Origin of the sequence: Rhizobium sp. S152, assembly GCF_030380735.1 — a bacterium.
Classification (GTDB): domain Bacteria; phylum Pseudomonadota; class Alphaproteobacteria; order Rhizobiales; family Rhizobiaceae; genus Rhizobium.
This window is the reverse complement of record NZ_JAUDRZ010000025.1, coordinates 138674-154806: the sequence shown is the minus strand read 5'-3', so window position 1 is coordinate 154806 and position 16133 is coordinate 138674. Positions and strand designations below refer to the sequence as shown.

The 16133-nt window shown below is 56.2% G+C and carries 16 protein-coding genes and 1 pseudogene; 10 read left to right on the top strand and 7 right to left on the bottom strand.

Going from position 1 to position 16133, the window contains the following annotated elements:
* Nucleotides 1-391 precede the first annotated feature (391 nt).
* From QTL95_RS17285 to QTL95_RS17270, 4 genes are all read left to right on the top strand, one after another.
* Nucleotides 392-2197 carry a YbhB/YbcL family Raf kinase inhibitor-like protein gene (locus QTL95_RS17285; RefSeq protein ID WP_289721163.1) on the top strand — a complete coding sequence of 602 codons (1806 nt, stop codon included), beginning with the start codon at nt 392-394 and terminating at the stop codon, nt 2195-2197.
* 75 nt (nt 2198-2272) lie between these two features.
* Nucleotides 2273-3049: an SDR family oxidoreductase gene (locus tag QTL95_RS17280; RefSeq protein ID WP_289721162.1), complete on the top strand. Its 777-nt coding sequence runs from the start codon at nt 2273-2275 to the stop codon at nt 3047-3049.
* Complete coding sequence (treZ, locus tag QTL95_RS17275) at nt 3046-4836, top strand: malto-oligosyltrehalose trehalohydrolase (RefSeq protein WP_289721161.1); 1791 nt, start codon at nt 3046-3048, stop codon at nt 4834-4836. Before QTL95_RS17280 ends, treZ begins: the two co-directional genes overlap by 4 nt.
* A 21-nt stretch (nt 4837-4857) precedes the next feature.
* Nucleotides 4858-5085 (top strand): DUF2934 domain-containing protein, encoded by a 228-nt coding sequence (locus QTL95_RS17270; RefSeq protein WP_442981305.1) that lies wholly within the window; start codon nt 4858-4860, stop codon nt 5083-5085.
* A 367-nt stretch (nt 5086-5452) separates the two neighbouring features.
* Here QTL95_RS17270 and QTL95_RS17265 read toward each other — a convergent pair whose 3' ends face one another.
* On the bottom strand, nt 5453-5653 hold the full coding sequence (locus QTL95_RS17265; protein ID WP_289721159.1) for a hypothetical protein: 201 nt from the start codon (nt 5651-5653) through the stop codon (nt 5453-5455).
* Nucleotides 5654-6340: 687 nt separating this feature from the next.
* Here QTL95_RS17265 and QTL95_RS17260 point away from each other — a divergent pair.
* Together QTL95_RS17260 and QTL95_RS17255 are read left to right on the top strand one after the other, a co-directional pair.
* A pseudogene (locus QTL95_RS17260) lies at nt 6341-7387 on the top strand (PAS domain-containing protein); the annotation flags it as partial.
* 46 nt (nt 7388-7433) lie between these two features.
* A complete protein-coding gene (locus QTL95_RS17255) occupies nt 7434-8213 on the top strand; it encodes a GGDEF domain-containing protein (protein WP_289721158.1) in 780 nt (259 codons plus the stop codon).
* Here QTL95_RS17255 and QTL95_RS17250 read toward each other — a convergent pair.
* From QTL95_RS17250 to QTL95_RS17240, 3 genes are all read right to left on the bottom strand, one after another.
* Complete coding sequence (locus QTL95_RS17250) at nt 8207-8425, bottom strand: PAS domain-containing protein (RefSeq protein WP_442981316.1); 219 nt, start codon at nt 8423-8425, stop codon at nt 8207-8209. The two genes, QTL95_RS17255 and QTL95_RS17250, sit on opposite strands and share 7 nt — an antisense overlap.
* A 13-nt stretch (nt 8426-8438) precedes the next feature.
* Nucleotides 8439-8696: a helix-turn-helix domain-containing protein gene (locus QTL95_RS17245; RefSeq protein ID WP_289721156.1), complete on the bottom strand. Its 258-nt coding sequence runs from the start codon at nt 8694-8696 to the stop codon at nt 8439-8441.
* Between the two features lie 1209 nt (nt 8697-9905).
* Entirely contained in the window at nt 9906-10181 is a 276-nt protein-coding gene (locus tag QTL95_RS17240; RefSeq protein ID WP_289721155.1) for a hypothetical protein, read from the bottom strand.
* Between the two features lie 234 nt (nt 10182-10415).
* Here QTL95_RS17240 and QTL95_RS17235 point away from each other — a divergent pair, with 234 nt between their 5' ends.
* From QTL95_RS17235 to QTL95_RS17225, 3 genes are all read left to right on the top strand, one after another.
* Complete coding sequence (locus QTL95_RS17235) at nt 10416-10625, top strand: hypothetical protein (protein WP_289721154.1); 210 nt, start codon at nt 10416-10418, stop codon at nt 10623-10625.
* A 141-nt stretch (nt 10626-10766) separates the two neighbouring features.
* Entirely contained in the window at nt 10767-10958 is a 192-nt protein-coding gene (locus QTL95_RS17230) for a CsbD family protein (RefSeq protein ID WP_289721153.1), read from the top strand.
* Between the two features lie 100 nt (nt 10959-11058).
* A complete protein-coding gene (locus QTL95_RS17225; protein WP_442981315.1) occupies nt 11059-11361 on the top strand; it encodes a hypothetical protein in 303 nt (100 codons plus the stop codon).
* 841 nt (nt 11362-12202) lie between these two features.
* Here the strand turns inward: QTL95_RS17225 and QTL95_RS17220 are convergent.
* Complete coding sequence (locus tag QTL95_RS17220; RefSeq protein ID WP_289721151.1) at nt 12203-13381, bottom strand: FAD-dependent oxidoreductase; 1179 nt, start codon at nt 13379-13381, stop codon at nt 12203-12205.
* A 76-nt stretch (nt 13382-13457) separates the two neighbouring features.
* Between QTL95_RS17220 and QTL95_RS17215 the strand changes: the two genes are divergently transcribed.
* A complete protein-coding gene (locus tag QTL95_RS17215; protein ID WP_289721150.1) occupies nt 13458-14129 on the top strand; it encodes a TetR/AcrR family transcriptional regulator in 672 nt (223 codons plus the stop codon).
* Nucleotides 14130-14216: 87 nt separating this feature from the next.
* On the opposite strand, the gene QTL95_RS17210 is transcribed toward QTL95_RS17215, so the two are convergent.
* Together QTL95_RS17210 and QTL95_RS17205 are read right to left on the bottom strand one after the other, a co-directional pair.
* On the bottom strand, nt 14217-14630 hold the full coding sequence (locus tag QTL95_RS17210) for a BLUF domain-containing protein (RefSeq protein WP_289721149.1): 414 nt from the start codon (nt 14628-14630) through the stop codon (nt 14217-14219).
* On the bottom strand, nt 14623-15432 hold the full coding sequence (locus QTL95_RS17205) for a putative bifunctional diguanylate cyclase/phosphodiesterase (protein ID WP_289721148.1): 810 nt from the start codon (nt 15430-15432) through the stop codon (nt 14623-14625). Before QTL95_RS17205 ends, QTL95_RS17210 begins: the two co-directional genes overlap by 8 nt.
* Nucleotides 15433-16133: the final 701 nt, after the last annotated feature.

Here is a 16133-nt window from a genome sequence, read left to right as displayed (position 1 = left end):
TTTGGATCGAAGTGAGCGGTGAACCTGCCATGACGAAGCGGAAGTGAGCCAAATGTCCGCACTCTCGCCGTGTCCATCATTCGATGCTCGCACCTTCCGGGCGTCTCCACATGACATGCGCATTCGCGTAGTCGCAGAGTTCGACGCTTTATATCCTGGTTCGCGAGGACTGGTAGAATATTGTCTGCTAGTTCAGCCGCCGCTGCTGCACTTCGGGAGTGGTTTGAGCTTCTGAATTGAGGAGCATCGTAAAATTTGGCCGACTGGGCAGCAGGCTTTTGCGGGATTCCTTGTAATCAACGACACACCTGTCGATAAAATGGAACTTTCCCGTTCAAACGAGGTTCCCGCCGTAGATCGGCAGTGTCGTCACGCCGGGATTGGGGGGGAAATGGCTTTCGAAAAATCTGGACTGTATGTTTCAATCTCGCTGGCAGCGCTCGGCTCGGCGCCCATGGTGCAGGCCCAAATTAAAGGCGATGTCGGCGTGGCATCAGATGTGACGATCGAGGGATCAATCCTCGAGCCTGAGAAGCTCGCTGTCACTGACAATGAAAAGCTTTCGGACCTTTTGAAGGTGCCGCAGGGTTTTAATGTGCAGGTCTATGCTCGTGACCTTATCAATCCGAGGATGCTTGCGGTCGCCGCTGACGGGACGCTCTATGCGACGCGTCGAAGCGTGGGCGACGTGATCATGATCAAGGACACCAATGGCGATGGACGCGCCGACGTGGTGAAGACTGTGGCGAGTCGCCCCAACATGCATGGGATCGCTATCGCGGGCGAGACCGTGTATCTGGCGACCATTCACGACGTCTACAGCGCGACCATCAACCCCGATGGAACCTTCGGAACACTGACAAGGATCATCAACGATCTGCCGGATGCTGGACAGCACGCCAACCGAACGATCAACGTCGGGCCAGACGGAATGCTCTACATTTCTGTCGGCAGCACATGCAACGAGTGTCAGGAAGACAATCCAGAGAACGCGACGATCCTGCGCGCCAGCAAAGACGGCAAAACCCGTTCGATCTTCGCGTCGGGCCTGCGAAATACGATCGGGTTTGCCTGGGAGCCATCGAAGGGCGCCCTGTACGGTGTGGACCACGGGATTGATTGGCTCGGCGACCAGGTACAGATCGAAGAGTTGAACCACATAGAACAGGGCAAGAAGTACGGTTGGCCGTACGTCTACGGAATGAGCGGGATCAACCCGCACATCAACCCACCAGAGGGTGTCACCCTCGAACAATGGGCGAGACATTCTGCAGAACCATTGCTGGGCTATACCCCTCACAGCGCGCCGATGCAGATGGCGTTTTACAGTGGAAAGGCCTTTCCGGTCGACTATCGTGGTGATGCCTTTATAGCCATGCGGGGATCGTGGAACCGTCGACCGCCCAGCGGTTACGAAGTCGTTCGCGTCAACTTCGAAAATGGAAAGCCTGTCGCCTTCGAGAAGTTTCTGGAAGGCTTTCTGCTGAAACAAGACAACGGCAAATATGGTTATCTCGGACGGCTGACGGGGATCGCCATGGGCAGCGACGGCTCGTTGTTCGTCGCAGATGACAGCAACGGCGTTATCTATAAAGTGACATACGCAGGCGCTTTCAAAGACAGTGCGGCAACGACTGCTATTCCGAATGTGATTGCTGATACGCCATTCTCAAAGATCGCGATCGAGCTCGCGGATGCCAAGTCCTCTGATCCGATAACTGTAGAAGGCTCGTTTCCAGAAGACGGTCCGATCCCGGTGCAATTTTCAGCCGATGGAGACGATGCGTCGCCCTCACTGGAGTGGAAAGGAGCGCCAACGGGAACAAAATCCTTTGTGTTGATTGCCGACGACCCCGATGCTGCGAAACCGAAGCCGTTCACGCACTGGGTTGCATTTGACCTTCCGTCTACGACCACCAAATTGCGTGAAGGAATTCCGGGCTCCCCGGTCCTGCAGGACCCTAAGAACATGAAGCAGGGCGCAAACAGCCGAGGCTCATTGGGCTATACCGGTCCAAGGCAACCGGCCGGTGATCCTCCTCACCACTACCACTTCCAAATTTTTGCACTCGACACGGACACCCTCGGGGTCGAACCGGGTGCAAAGCGAGACGAGGTTTTGAAAGCGATGGAAGGTCATGTCCTGGCGAAAGGCCAGCTCGTCGGCACCTTCGAACGAAAGCTTGCCGCCAAGTAAGCCGTCATCCGCTTGAGAGGATTTGTGGGTTGATTGTCGGTGAATCTTTTTGGTCGCAATGAGCAAGGATAGAAAATGAGCAAAAAGGTAGCACTGGTAACCGGCGGCGGCTCCGGTATCGGACGCGCGGCAGCGCAAGCGCTGGCAAAAGAGGGCTACGATGTCGGCATCTTGGGCCACAGTCCGGACGAACTGCGCGATGCAGTTTCGGAAATCGAAGCCGCAGGCGGGACGGCAATACCACTAGATGCCGACATCGCCTCGGAGCCCCAGATGAAGGCCGCAGTTGGCTTTTTGCTCGATCGCTTCGCCCGTCTGGACGTCGTCGTTGCTAATGCGGGTATCAATGGCGTTTGGGCTCCGATCGACGATTTGACACTCGACGAATGGAATCGCACCATCACGGTGAACCTGGCGGGCACGTTTTTGACGCTAAGGTCGACCGTGCCGCACCTCAAGCGATCGGGCGGAGGCTCGATCATCGTAGTCTCATCAATCAACGGCACCAGAACGTTCACCACGCCGGGTGCAACAGCGTATACTGCGACGAAGGCCGCCCAAGTGGCGATGGTCCAGCAACTGGCCTTGGAACTGGCCCGACATCACATCAGGATCAACGCGGTTTGCCCCGGCGAGATCGAGACCAATATCGATGAAAACACTGATCTCAGAGCCGAGAGCGAAACAGCCATTCCAGTTATCTGGCCTGAGGGACAGGTTCCAATCACCGGCGGGAAACCGGGAACAAGCAAAGACGTCGCCGAAGTCATTGCATTCCTTGCTTCCGAAAAGTCACGACATATCACTGGGTCGCCAATCTGGGTGGACGGCGGGCAGGGGCTGCTGAGATGAACATCGAGACGAAAAAGCGGGCGACGCGGCCTTTGATCCAATGGTGGGGCCCCGTCGCATTGTCGGGCGGGAAAACCCGCTTTCAGCTTTGGGCTCCCGCTGAGACATCGGTTGGTCTGAGGCTGGGCGAAGCCGATATCCCGATGCAGCGATCACCGGACGGGTGGCATGTTGTAGAAACCGCTGCTCCGTTCGGTGCTCGTTACCAGTTCGTCCTGTCCGACGGGAAGGTTGTTGGTGATCCTGCGTCGCGTCTGCAATCCGATGGTCTGGAAGGTCCTTCGGTAATTGTGGATCCGGACAGCTACCGCTGGCGACATCCCGAATGGAGTGGCCGGCCATGGGAGGAGACCGTCGTCTACGAGGTCCACATTGGAGCTTTGACCACCGAAGGGACTTTTCGTTCCGCGATGGCGAAGCTCCCACTGCTGGCCGACCTTGGAATCACCGCTGTCGAAGTCATGCCATTGGCTCACTTCCCTGGCACCCGAGGCTGGGGTTACGATGGCGTGCTGCAGTTTGCACCTCATAACTCGTACGGAACGCCCGACGATCTAAAAGCATTCATTGACGCCGCACATGGTCACGGGCTGATGGTTTTTCTGGATGTCGTCTACAATCACTTCGGACCTGAAGGTAATTACCTTGGCCAATATGCCCCTGGCTTTTTCCGGAAGGGCGACCCTACACCCTGGGGAGCAGCTATCGCCTATGAACGGCCCGAGGTCCGCAGCTATTTTCTGGAGAACGTACTATACTGGCTTCACGAGTTTCGCCTGGACGGGCTGAGGTTCGATGCCATCGATCAGATTGAAGATGGCAGTGACGTCCACATCCTCGAGCAAATTGCCATCGAGGTCCGAGAGAAAATCTCTGATCGGCACGTTCACCTCATTACCGAAAACCCAGCCAACGGCACCGATCTCATGCAAGAGACTCCCGGTGGGCGCTACTACAAAGCCGACTGGAACGATGACTTCCACCATGCGGTGCATGTTGCCGTCACCGGAGAGGCGACTGGCTATTACGAGCCATTCACGGACGATATCTGGGGGCAGATCAGGCGGGTGATGGCATCTGGCTACCTCAGACCGGGCAGGGCGATTGTCAGTGACGATCCTCCGCCATCCGAAGCACTTCCTCCGACGGCTTTCATACACTTTCTACAGAACCATGATCAGATAGGCAACCGGGCGCTTGGCGACCGCTTGCATCTGGGCATCAATCGACAGGTTTACCGAGCTCTCACCGAAATCTTGCTGCTGTCGCCTCAAATACCGATGATGTTCATGGGCGACGAACATCTATCCTTAAGACCGTTCCACTTCTTCTCCGATTACCATGGTCAGATTGCAAAGGCGATCCGGGAAAACCGACCGAAGGAAGCAGAAAACTTCGGCGGAATTCCTTCCGGTAAATCGGCCGCAGATATTGCAGACCCCAACAATATGTCGACCTTTGTGAACAGCAAGGTGAATTGGGACGAGGCTGCCTCGGAAGGCGCGATAGCCTGGGCAGAATTCATCCGAAAGCTTCTCGCCCTGCGAAAAGAGAGTATTGTTCCTTTGCTCGAGAGCGCGAAAGGATATGCGGGGAGTATCGTTGAAGCGCCTGACCAGTGCCTGTTCATCGACTGGCAGTTCGGCCACAAAAAGCTCCACCTTCGAGCAAATCTTTCTGATACCGAAGTGGCTCTGGTCACAAGGCTCGGCGACATTATCTATTCCACGGAACCCGTCACGGACGAAACCCTACGAACACATGTGGTTCAGGTCTTTGTTAGTTGAGCAGAATGGAAGGAAACAACGATGGACGACAAGAGGGATAAAATCCGCGAGCGGGCCCATGAAATATGGGAAAGCGAAGGCAGGCCGCACGGAGCACATGACGAGCATTGGCGGCGTGCGCAAGCTGAACACGATGCGACCCACCAGCAGGCCGATGCCGCTGAAGGAGACCATCACGAGGGGGCCGTTGGGAAAGAGCACCTACAACGGCCTTTGAGAGGGTCTGCACCCAAGCGGACGAAGAAGTAAAGCGAAAGGGTCAGGCACTGCGGTTTACTCATCTGCAAGCCTCGAGACGGCTGGCCTTTCTGTTCACCAAACCACGAAGGTCATGGCAAGATTCAAGGCGTAGTTTCTTCTCAGCCCGCCACCTTGGCGAAGTCAGCAAGGAAATATCTGACTTCCTCTTCGATGTCAGAAACAAGCTGAGAATGCTCGTGAATCTGTTTGCCATCGCTGCCCAGTGTTTGCAGTGTGTTCAGGGAGAGGACAGTCAGGGTGTAGCTTTCGCACATCTCCTCAATGGTTAGTCGGCCGTGCGCTATAGAACGGAGTTCAGGGATGCGCACCGCCAGCAGTGCTCAGCCGTGAGCGGCATGATCGATGGGTGAAGCGGTCATTTTTTGGTCAACCGATCTCGCTCACGGGCGGGCTGATTATCCACTTCAGACTCCATTGCCAAACGCAATTGGCGAAGTCGCAGGGTTTTAGCGTCTCGCGCTCTGCGTTGCTCGTCGATGATCGCAAGCGCGACTTGATGGGTTTCGTCGAGCTTTTTTCGACGTTCCTCTTGGGATAATGACTGTCGCTCACTCATTCAGCGCGGATCTCCGAACAACGATCGGGCCTCTTCAGCCAAAAGGCGATCTGCCTTATCTGGACGAGGTCAATCGCAATTGTGAGCGCTAGGCGGCGTTCTGCACTGATAATCTCGCAGTGCCGAAGATGGGCACCAAGCGCGAACAATAGTTGTCACGCGATCAACCGATTGAAGGTATTTTACGCTTTCTCTTCGGAGGCGCTATTAAATTTGACGTGGGGTCGCAATAAAAAACCTTGGATCATCGGGGATCTTGCAGGGGCCTGCCATTGCAAATGCGCCGGCGAGCATTGAACAAGAAAGGAGCTCGACATGCCCTCAAGACCTATCAAAATCCGAAACTGCGCCTCCCCAATGCGGCCTCATCTAAAGCGGCCGAAGATAAGCTAGCTTCCTAGACCAGCCCCGATCGGCCGCGTCTACGGAGCTGGCTGCGACACGGAAGCCGCGAAGAAAGCGGCACCCTCAATTGCGATCCAAATGAGATGGAGATGTTACGCGCATTGCGGCAGCCCATAGTATTGGCCCTGCTTCTGTTAGAACTGCGCTGCTCCGGCGCCGGTTGCCTCCATCCAGCCCGATCCCTGACCCTCCTAGGGTCTCTGTCCTTCCTCCCGTTTTCGGCTTCTTCATCATTTGCTCATAGAACAGCCTTTGAGCGAAAAATGGAGAAGACGTTCCCGGATGCTTATACGCGAGCTCCTGCCCAATCTAGCGATTGTCACGATAGCCACTTCGATGTGGACGCTGAACCGTCGCTACGCCATCAGAGCCGGAGATCGGTGGGGCACGCTTATCTTTAGCTTGGTCATGACAGCAGGCGTTCTTGGCACCATCTCCATACCGTTCGAGTTCAGCCCCGGTGTTCTGCTGGACGTTCGCTACAGCCTCCTGGGTATTGCTGCTTACTTCGGTGGTCCGTTGGGTGCCGTTCTACCGCTTGCGGCGGCTACTGCTCGCAGAATTTACCTTGGAGGCGAGGGCGTCTGGACGGGGGGTCCGCAGATTTTCGCAGCCGTGCTCGGCGGCTTGCTGGTTCGCAGCGCGGGCGCGCGGAACGATGCCTTTCTGCCCGTCGCATTGGCGACCATTGCCGCGCTCAGCGGAACTCTTGGGTTTTACATCCGCCTCCCAACGAGCGACTGGTATCGGCTCACGGCTACGACGACAATCCCAATGGCTGTGATGCTTTTCGGCGCCACGCTTCTTTGCGGACTCGCAATTGTTCAGGAGATCAGGCGCCAAGCTGCCACTCAGGGCAACAAAATTTTTCGCGCGGTAATCGAGGCCCTTCCAGATTGTCTCAACGCCAAAGACAGGGACGGGCGGTTCACGGTCGCAAACCCGGCGACGGCGGCCCTTATGGGAACAGATCCGGAAAATCTGATCGGCAAGACGGACGCCGACTACTATAGTCAGGAGACAGCCGAAATCTTCCGCAAGCCGGAACTCGAGGTGCTGTCGACGGGCGAGGCCGTCACCGTCGAGCAACGCTTCCTCCGCAACGATGGAACGGAAACGTGGCTATCTACCCTAAAGGCGCCCCTGTTGGACGACGACGGCATCCTAACTGGTGTCGTAACGCATAACCGTGAGATCACGGAACGAAAGAAGCTGGAACAGGAACTGCAGGCCAGCCGGATCCGGCTCAACGACGCGGTCGAGAGCATGGAGGACGGCCTCGCCATGTTCAACGCCCGAGGGGTCCTTCTCTTTCACAATAAGCGCTTCCAAAAGCTATTTCCTGCGACCGCCGACGTTAGTTCCAGGCAACTGTATGCGGACCATCGTTCGCGCATCGCTCGAGCGAGGCGAGCAGGCGATGCCGGAGACCGATTTAGAGGAGGTGGTCGAGCGGACGGCCGACGTGCTTCTAAGGGAAGGCGAGCGATTGCTGCGGCTGTCCGATAGCCGTGCGGTCCAGGCCCGAACCACGGAGACGAGCGATGGCGGCTCCTTGATAGTATTCAGCGACGTGACCGCACACCGTGAACGCGAGGAACGCCTCCGTGAACTTAATGAGAGACTGTCGACGCTAGCTTCGACGGACAGTCTCACCGGATTGACCAATCGGCGCGCTTTCGACAACGCGCTTGCAAAGGCTCTCATTCCCGGCCGCCGGTTGTCGCTGCTAATGATCGACGTTGATAGTTTCAAGGCATATAACGATGGATACGGCCATCTGGAGGGCGACGAATGCCTGCGGCAGGTTGCTGACCGATTGGCGGAGACATTCGCTCCGGTATATGGCGCGGTAGCTGCTCGGTACGGCGGCGAGGAGTTCACGATATTGCTGCCGTCGGTCGACCTCGATGAAGCACAGTCGTTAGCGCTGATGGCGTGCAACAGCGTCCGCGGACTGTCCATCCCACACACCTTCAGCGAAAAAGGTGTTGTCACCGTGAGCGTGGGCATCGCCTGCACGGCGTCTGGTTCTGCGCGAGAACTGCTGAATAGCGCCGATGCCGGCCTCTACGCCGCCAAGGCTGCTGGTCGCGACTGCACCCGGACGGCCCTGACGCAGCGGAGCACGGCATCGTTGAATTCGCCTCACTGATTCGACAGGCAATCGACGCGAGAACGCCGATACAGATAGAGATCCTCAACTAGACCAAACGCTCTTTTGACGTTCGTCGTGCATGTGCCGGGACCCTGAAGGAAGCGGCAGTTCCGACCAAGGGTCTCTTTTCGGGAGTACCCGGTTCGTGTAGCGAATGCTTTGTTGGAGAATACAATCGGATTGTCGCGCAGTCGCGGGTCCGTAATCATGGTCGGCAAGCGGCTAGCACTGATCGCGTCCGAGATATTCATCCAGCAAGATAGATGGCTTTAGATGAAGAGCCCTGCAGATCGTTAAAAATGTCGAAACGGACATCGTGTTTTGACCACTCTCGTACTTTCCCACTTGTTGAAAAGAAACTCCAAGTGCTTTTGCAATGTGCGTCTGGCTCAGCCCAAGTGATTTGCGCGCTGACCTTATTCTTCTTCCTAATAAGCCGTTAATGTCGAAGTCTTCGTGCTTTCCGTGCTCCGGTTTCATCAGTCCATCCACCGTTGATAACTATGATAACAATAATCTACACGCAAAAGGCGGCCATTTGGATTTCCCGCTTTTAAAAAATGCAACTTAAAGCAAACGCCGGATTGACCCTTAGAGGGAGCGGGTCGTCAATCTTGAGCTATCGGTCGGACGTCGAAGAGATAAAGTTGAACTTTCGGCCTTCAAAGAAGCGGCGCTCTTAGAGCACGCACTAATAATGCTCGATACGTCCAAGCGTGCCTCTGTGACCGCGCGCATGAGAATTTTTGCGGTGGCTTATCGGAGAACCCGGCTTTTCCGTTCTTTCGCCGCCGTGATACAATTTCGCGCTCGTCAACCGCGACATTGAAGTTCCGGTGTTGTGAGATTTATCTTTACACCATGGTAAACTTGAAGTTTAAGGCCGACGCCTGTGCGGGGTCCGTGGAGATGCCCAAGGACTTTCAGCGCGACTGGTTTAGTGCATAGGGTCTCTATCCGGAGAAGGCACGGTAGCAAGTCATTGTTAAGAGACGTCGACGGAACTAACTTACGGATGAACCCACTACTCCCTGAGGAAGGTCTGTTCGACCAGCGGGTGTGGAGAGCCGAGAGAGTTACAGGTGCCCTCGACCCCCCACGTGCCGAGGAAGCTTTGGGAGACATCTCGGCGGGAGCACAACACTCGGAATCTCAAAAAGTTCCTGTGGCGGACGACTTATAGACGACGACGGGCCGCGCCCAAAGTAAACCCTTTTGCCTAACCGCGACGAGGCGATGCGCAGATTATAGCGTCTATTGGTAAAGCCGACGACAGGCCGACCACGCTCCGTGGGAAATGAGGTCAATGCTCTTCCCATAAATCCGGCTCGACCTCTGAACCGGATTGGTCTTGGTATGGCGCAAGTTTGACATGGAATGTTGCTCCGCTCTCATATACGGCGTCAAATGGTCTCGCTGGCGACTTTGCAAGCCTGGCCAACGCTTGGGACGCCCCATCATTAGGATCGGTGGTTGTGACGGAAAATCTCTGTCCTGGCATGTCCGCTCACTGTAAACGAAGCTGCTGTGCAGGCTTCGGCGCGATAATATCAAACGCTCCACGCTTTTTCAGTGCGGAGGAGCTCAACGGACACTCCCCACCTACGGCTGCGGCGCTGAAGATAGCTGGGCGATGAACCACCGAGCAACCTCAATGACAACGTGCGCGAAGGCCTACCCTTGCAAACGTTACGTGAAGTCCTGCCGCCGCCGCGCAGTCAACTGCTGTTTGATCCTGTCCTCCAGATCCTCGAAGACCTCCTGATAATATGCTGCCCACTGCTTAGGTGCGCCCTTTTGTCCACTGATTCGATCTCGATGTGAAACAGCCCGCTCGTACGCTACGAAAATCGCGTCTATTTCATCGCCAGAAGCCTGCCGCAACTGGTCCCTCAAAGCCGGCAACCGCAGCATAAGCTTCTTGCGGCCCAGCTCCCTTTCTAACTCTTCCTCTGGGTTCTTCATTTTTAGTCCTGCTGCTCATACCTAAGACTACAGCCGGCTTTTGTAGAGCTGCTCGATCATACCCTCATCCCGGAGAGCGTAAAGCGCGTTCGCAAAGGTGGCTTCGCTGATGCGCCGTCAGAGGCCGTCCGTCGGCACGCGTCGTTGTCTTGCTCTTGTTCGCAACACAAGTGGCTGCAATATGCGATTAACGCTTCTCGTAGTAGGATGCTCTGACAGGGAGTGGAGGATGTGATGTTTCAAGCAATTTGGGAGCGGGAGCAGCCGCTTGGTCCGGACGAGATCACGATGATTGATCGGATTGTAACCGACTTTTGCCGGGAGCGAAAACTCGCCACTGATTCCGAGGAAGCGCGTAAAAGTGCAGGCGAACTGCTGAAATGGTTCCGTGCCGGCGTTACCGACGCCGTGAAACTCCGAGAACTGCTTTACTCGGCAAGCTGATTGCTTGGTTTACACCTTTTCCCAAACGTCGGTCCGGAGATCCGGCGATTGCAGAGCGAGATCTCATACATTCTCTGCAGGTGATGGAACGAACGACTGCCCTGCGTCTTTCTCCCGGACCCGAAACGAGGAGATCCGACCATGGGAAGCACGGCAGACAAAATCAAAGGAAAGACCAACGAAGTGGCCGGTAAGGCACGCCAAGCAGCCGGCAAGGCGATCGACAATCATGAGGAGCAGGCAAAAGGGAGCCTCCAAGAAGCGAAGGGCAAGGCTCAGGTGGCGAAAGGAGAGGCAAAAGACGCCGTCAAAAAGGTCGTCGATAGGGGTTGATATCCTGCGACTGTCACCATCCGCCCGCGCTTGTCGCGGGCTCTTTGCGGAGGAAATTATGAAAGTGTTACGACCAGTAATCTGTGCCTTTGGTTTCGTGATGATCGCATTGAGCGCTCAGGCGCAGAGCAAAGCGCCTGCGGATCCAGCAGTTGATGCCTGCAAGTCGACTGGCCTACTGGCACTGCAGGAGCGCTCGCCAGAAATAACAGACCTTGTGCTCGACATGGAGAGCCTCGCTGTCAGCAAGGCGGATACCAAGGTCGGAGACGTACCAGTTAAGACAGTCGTACTGGGCGAAGCCTACATCTCGCGTAAACAACAGAACGGGAAGCCTGATCGCTTTGTCTGCCTCCTTGGTGAAAAGGGTAAGGTCCTGCTCACTTTCTTTACGGCGCAATGATCGTGGCCGAGCCTCCGAAATTTGATCAGGGACCCGAGCAGACACCCTATCAAGGCCGGCGAACTCCTGATTCCGGGAAGAAAAAGGGTGTATCGATCTGGTCGATCGTCGGCTTAGCCTTCTTTGTTTTAATGCTCGGCCTGCTCGTCTTCAATACCTGGAGAGGTTGAAAAGACGCGAACCCTAATCGGGCGGCGGAGCCAAGATGTGAACCATGTCGGAATGCGGGCGTTCCTCCATTCAGCAACACGGAGGAGCATGATGATCCTGCAGTTTTACAGTTACACTTCAGCTTTTGACGTGCAGATGGCTGGCTGCTCCAGTTCGAGTATGGTTGCCTCTATCGAAGCCGCCGTCGCTGCAGATCCTCGTGTACGCTTTTCGAACTTGCGCGTTTCGATGCTTGGGTCGAACGTAATACTTGAAGGGACGGCTGCGAGTCGCAAGGAGGAGGCGATAGCCCTTGAGCTTGCGCGTTCTATTGCGTCATCCTGCGGGGTCCTGTCCCGCATGTTGGTCGTTTCTTCAAGATGATGCCATGTGCCGTACGGTCTACTATGAGGTAGTGGCCGCTTACGCCGGCACTTTGTCCTCTCAAAGATGGTTTCACCATGCAGGTGATGTTGACTTCAGGGTGGGCTTTATGCGTGTGCCGATGCTGCGAAGCAAGCTAACTGGCAGAAGACCCTCGGCCTTTCGAATGCCACCCGTCCAAGTCGGCTGTGGCTCTACCTTATCGTGCCCGTAACGGGATTTTGTTGCTCAGCATGACGTGCGCTGCAGTTCGCCTCCGTCGGGCCGAGGGTTGGGGGGACCGGTGACTCCTCGCGGTGCTGGTCTTTCAGGACGGAGCAATCGGAGATTGGTCACTCGACACCGATCCCGTTTCCACGTCCCGATCCGACACGCCGAACATTTCCAAAAGCGACCGCGGCGTGTCATCACCAAACATCGACATCGCGAGTTCAGAGGCCTCTCGCGCGGCAAGTGCGCTGCGAGGAAAGAGTGCGGCTTCATAGGACTGAAGGGCCTGCTCCAAGTCGCCGACATTAGCAACGATGGCCTTGCCAAGTTCAGCACCGTCGAACATTGCCAAGTTTGCGCCTTCGCCGGAAGGGATCATCAGGTGGGCTGCGTCACCGAGCAGCGTCACGCCTGGAACGCGATCCCATCGATGGTCTTCCGGGAGTTGATGAAGAATGCGCGCTACAGGAGCAATGTCGCTGTCTTTTAAAAGGGCGGTTAACGCAGGCGCCCATTCGGCGAACTCCTCGGCGACTCGGGCGTTCGTCATTTCCGTATCACCGAACTCCAGCCGGAGCCGGTCCTCCGACCTGCTCAAAGCCACATAGGCATGCAGAGCACCATCGGGTTCACGGTGCGCCATGATGCCTTTGCCGCGCGCAAGCGCGAACATGCCACCGCCGCCGACCGCCTCTGCGCTTGCCGGGTGGCGCGCGTCGGCGTCAAGCAGCCACGTCTCGACGAAGATGGTCCCAACATATTGGGGCACCGCTTGGGATACCAACGGCCGCACTTTTGACCATGCGCCATCAGCACCAACAAGAAGATCCGCCTTCGCCTCATGACCGTCGGAGAATGTCAGCTTATGGCGGCCCTCGCCGAGCGGCTCCGCGCCCAGCAGCTTGCTTCCCCACCGCACGCTGCCTGACGGCAGTGAGTCAAGCAGGATTCGCCGCAGTTCCCCCCTTTGTACTTCCGGCCGACCCCCTGTGCCATCGTCGGGCAGATCCATCAATACGCCGCCATCCCGGTTCAGCACGCGGGTCTGCTGCCCGCCTTGATGGACCAGCGTAAGGAACTCGTCGTAGAGCCCTGCGTCTTTGAGCGCGACCTGGCCGTTGAAGTCGTGAATATCTAGCATCCCGCCTTGAGATCTCGCGCTCGGAGACGTTTCCGCCTCATAGACTATAGCTCCGATGCTGTGAACATGAAGCACGCGAGCGAGCGTTAGGCCGCCAAGCCCTGCTCCAATTATGGCAATATGGGGATTTGTCACGAAGTTTCCTTGTACATGCGCTATGGAACATCATTCCATAATTGGAATGGTGTTCTAAGTGTGTCAAGATCTTCAGATGAAGAAAACTCCACGAGCTAGGCAGCGCAACGCCCTGTCTAGGGAACAGATCATTCAGACGGCAATCACGATCCTTGACGACCTGGGTGAAGCCGGCCTGACTTTTCAGGCTTTGGCGAGGAGCTTGGCAACGGGAGCAGGGGCGATCTATTGGCACGTCGAGAACAAGGACGATCTATTGATTGCCGCGTGTGACGTCGTCATCGAGCGCGCATTGGACGCGAATGTAGGCCTGACACCGGAGGAAGAAATCTGCTCGATAGGTCTCGGGATTTTTGACGCCCTTGATCTGCATCCCTGGATGGGTTCGGTACTGTCTCACGCTGCCGGGAGCATGCCAACCATACGCATCATTGAGCGCATCGGAAATCAGGTGCGAGCCTTGAATGTCGTTGAAGAGTGGAGTGTTGTTTCCGCACTACTTAGCTACATTGTCGGCGTCGCCGCCCAGAATGCGGCAAACGCCCAGTTCGCTCTTCGAAAAGGGCTTAACAGGTCAAAATTCCTCGGGGAAATCGCGACGCTTTGGGCGGCTCTCGATCCGGATCAATTTCCCTTCACATCCAGCATCGCCTCAAAGCTTCCAGGTCATGACGATCGCGCTGACTTCGTCGCGGGCATCCGTCTCCTCGTTGGGGCAATTCGCCGAGGAGTTGATGACGCAAGCTAGAACAAGTGAGTTGTCGGAGAGGGTCCTTGGCTTTTGACGAAGATAGGTGCGCGTGACGGCGTGAACTTGAATTGCCTTGAAGCGAGTTCAGGGGCGGCCTTCAGCAAAAACTAGGCTTGCCACTTGCAGAAAAATCTCTTGGCCGGAAAGCGATCGAGGGTCGAATCCGCCGCTCGCGTTTATGAGCTTGCGGGCCGGCGCGGAAAGGTTGGCTCCTGTGTAGGTCATAGCCCAGTGATGGAACGTCCGATCGGAAACAGGAGAGAAGTCGACGATCTGAACATCGTAGTGTCTTGGGTCCATCTGAATCCTTTCGAAAGTCTCCTCGATCGCGGACTGCGCGCCCTCAAGCACCTGAGCGAAATATCCCTCGTCGAACATCAGTGCTCCGGTGACTCCCCCTGCGGCGTTGTTACGCCGGCTGACGCGTAGGATGGCATCGATCTCTTGATGGCCGAGATTAGGGCACGAGTTCCTACTGTAATAGACAAGTCTATACATCACTTTGAGCCTCTACGCTGTTTGCGATCCGCGAGGCGTCTTCGGCGGACATCGGACGTCCCGTCAAATATCCTTGGACCTGTGAGCAACCCACCTCGCGAACGAGGGCGAGTTGATCTTCAGTCTCAACACCTTCGGCGATTGTTTCCATGTTCATCGCGTGCGCGATACCAATCGCCGCCCGCAAGATGGCGCGGTTTGCCTCCGAGGGCGCCGAGCGTATGAATGCTTGGTCAATTTTCAGCTTGTCAAATGAGAAGCGTTGCAGATAGGCCAATGAGGAGTAGCCCGTACCAAAATCATCCAGCGCGAAGCGGACACCAAGCCCGCGCAGCCGGTCGATCAGCGAAACCGCTTGGGTGTCGTGGGGCAGGAGGACGCCCTCGGTCACCTCTAGCTCTAACCGTCCGGGATCGATCTCTGCTGTCCGCAACGCGCTTATGACTGTTGCTTCAAAGTCGCCAGGTCCAAGCTGAGTTGGAGAGACGTTAACAGAAACGGATATTTTCGAAGGCCAACCGCTTGCGGCGAGACATGCCTCCCGAAGCACCCAAGCGCCGATGCTCCGGATGAGTCCGAGATCTTCAGCAAGCGGTATAAACTCCGCGGGAGATACGGACCCGCGTCTTTCATGAGGCCAACGGATCAACGCTTCAAAGCCTAGGAGGCGGCCACTCGAAATGTGAAATTGTGGCTGGAACACGACATCGAACTGGTTCAAAGAAACAGCCCGACGCAGGTCGGCTTCCAAATCTCGACGTGCTTCTGTCAGCTCGAGCATCGCTGACGTGAAAGTGGACATGCCCCTCTCCGACGGCTGGGGATTTGCCATCAGTGCAATGCGGGCGTGATGTAGCGTCGTTTCGCCAGGAACAGTCGGATCTATCGCCGTCATTCCGACCGCGCTCCGCACATGCACCGCTCTTCCTCCAAGCAACATCGCGCGGTTGATGACCTCTCCCAATTTTTTAGCGACTGAGACAGCAGAATCGTCGCTAGCCTCATCTAACAAAACCAGGAAGGTGTCTCTGGTCCCCCGATATATAGCGCGTACCCCGGCGATGCGACGCAATCTAGCGGAAACGGTAGCCTCAACGCGAGCAACCAGTTCATCGCTGAGCAAATTCCATGACGCGTCGAGATTGAAAGCGACCAGTAACAGGTGACTGCCTACTCGACCCTTTCGCATAGCATCTAGCAGCTCGGCCCTAGATGGCAGCGACTCTTCAGGCGTTGGATTTGAAGGCACTATAATGTGCGGGGACAGCCATCCATCTGTCAAAGCGGTCTCCTTCGCTGCAATGTCGAACACTGGCTGAAAACCGTTAACGAACAATGCGAAAGACTCTATCAGACCTGAGAATTCAACTGTTTTTCTGACTTCAGCGAATAGGTCCGGTGGATAGTGCCGGGTCGCAAGGCAGGAAGTCCAAAGGACTTGAGCTTTACCGCATCGAAGCTTCTAACGAAGCCGAAGCAGACGCGGCACTACGACAGTTCGAG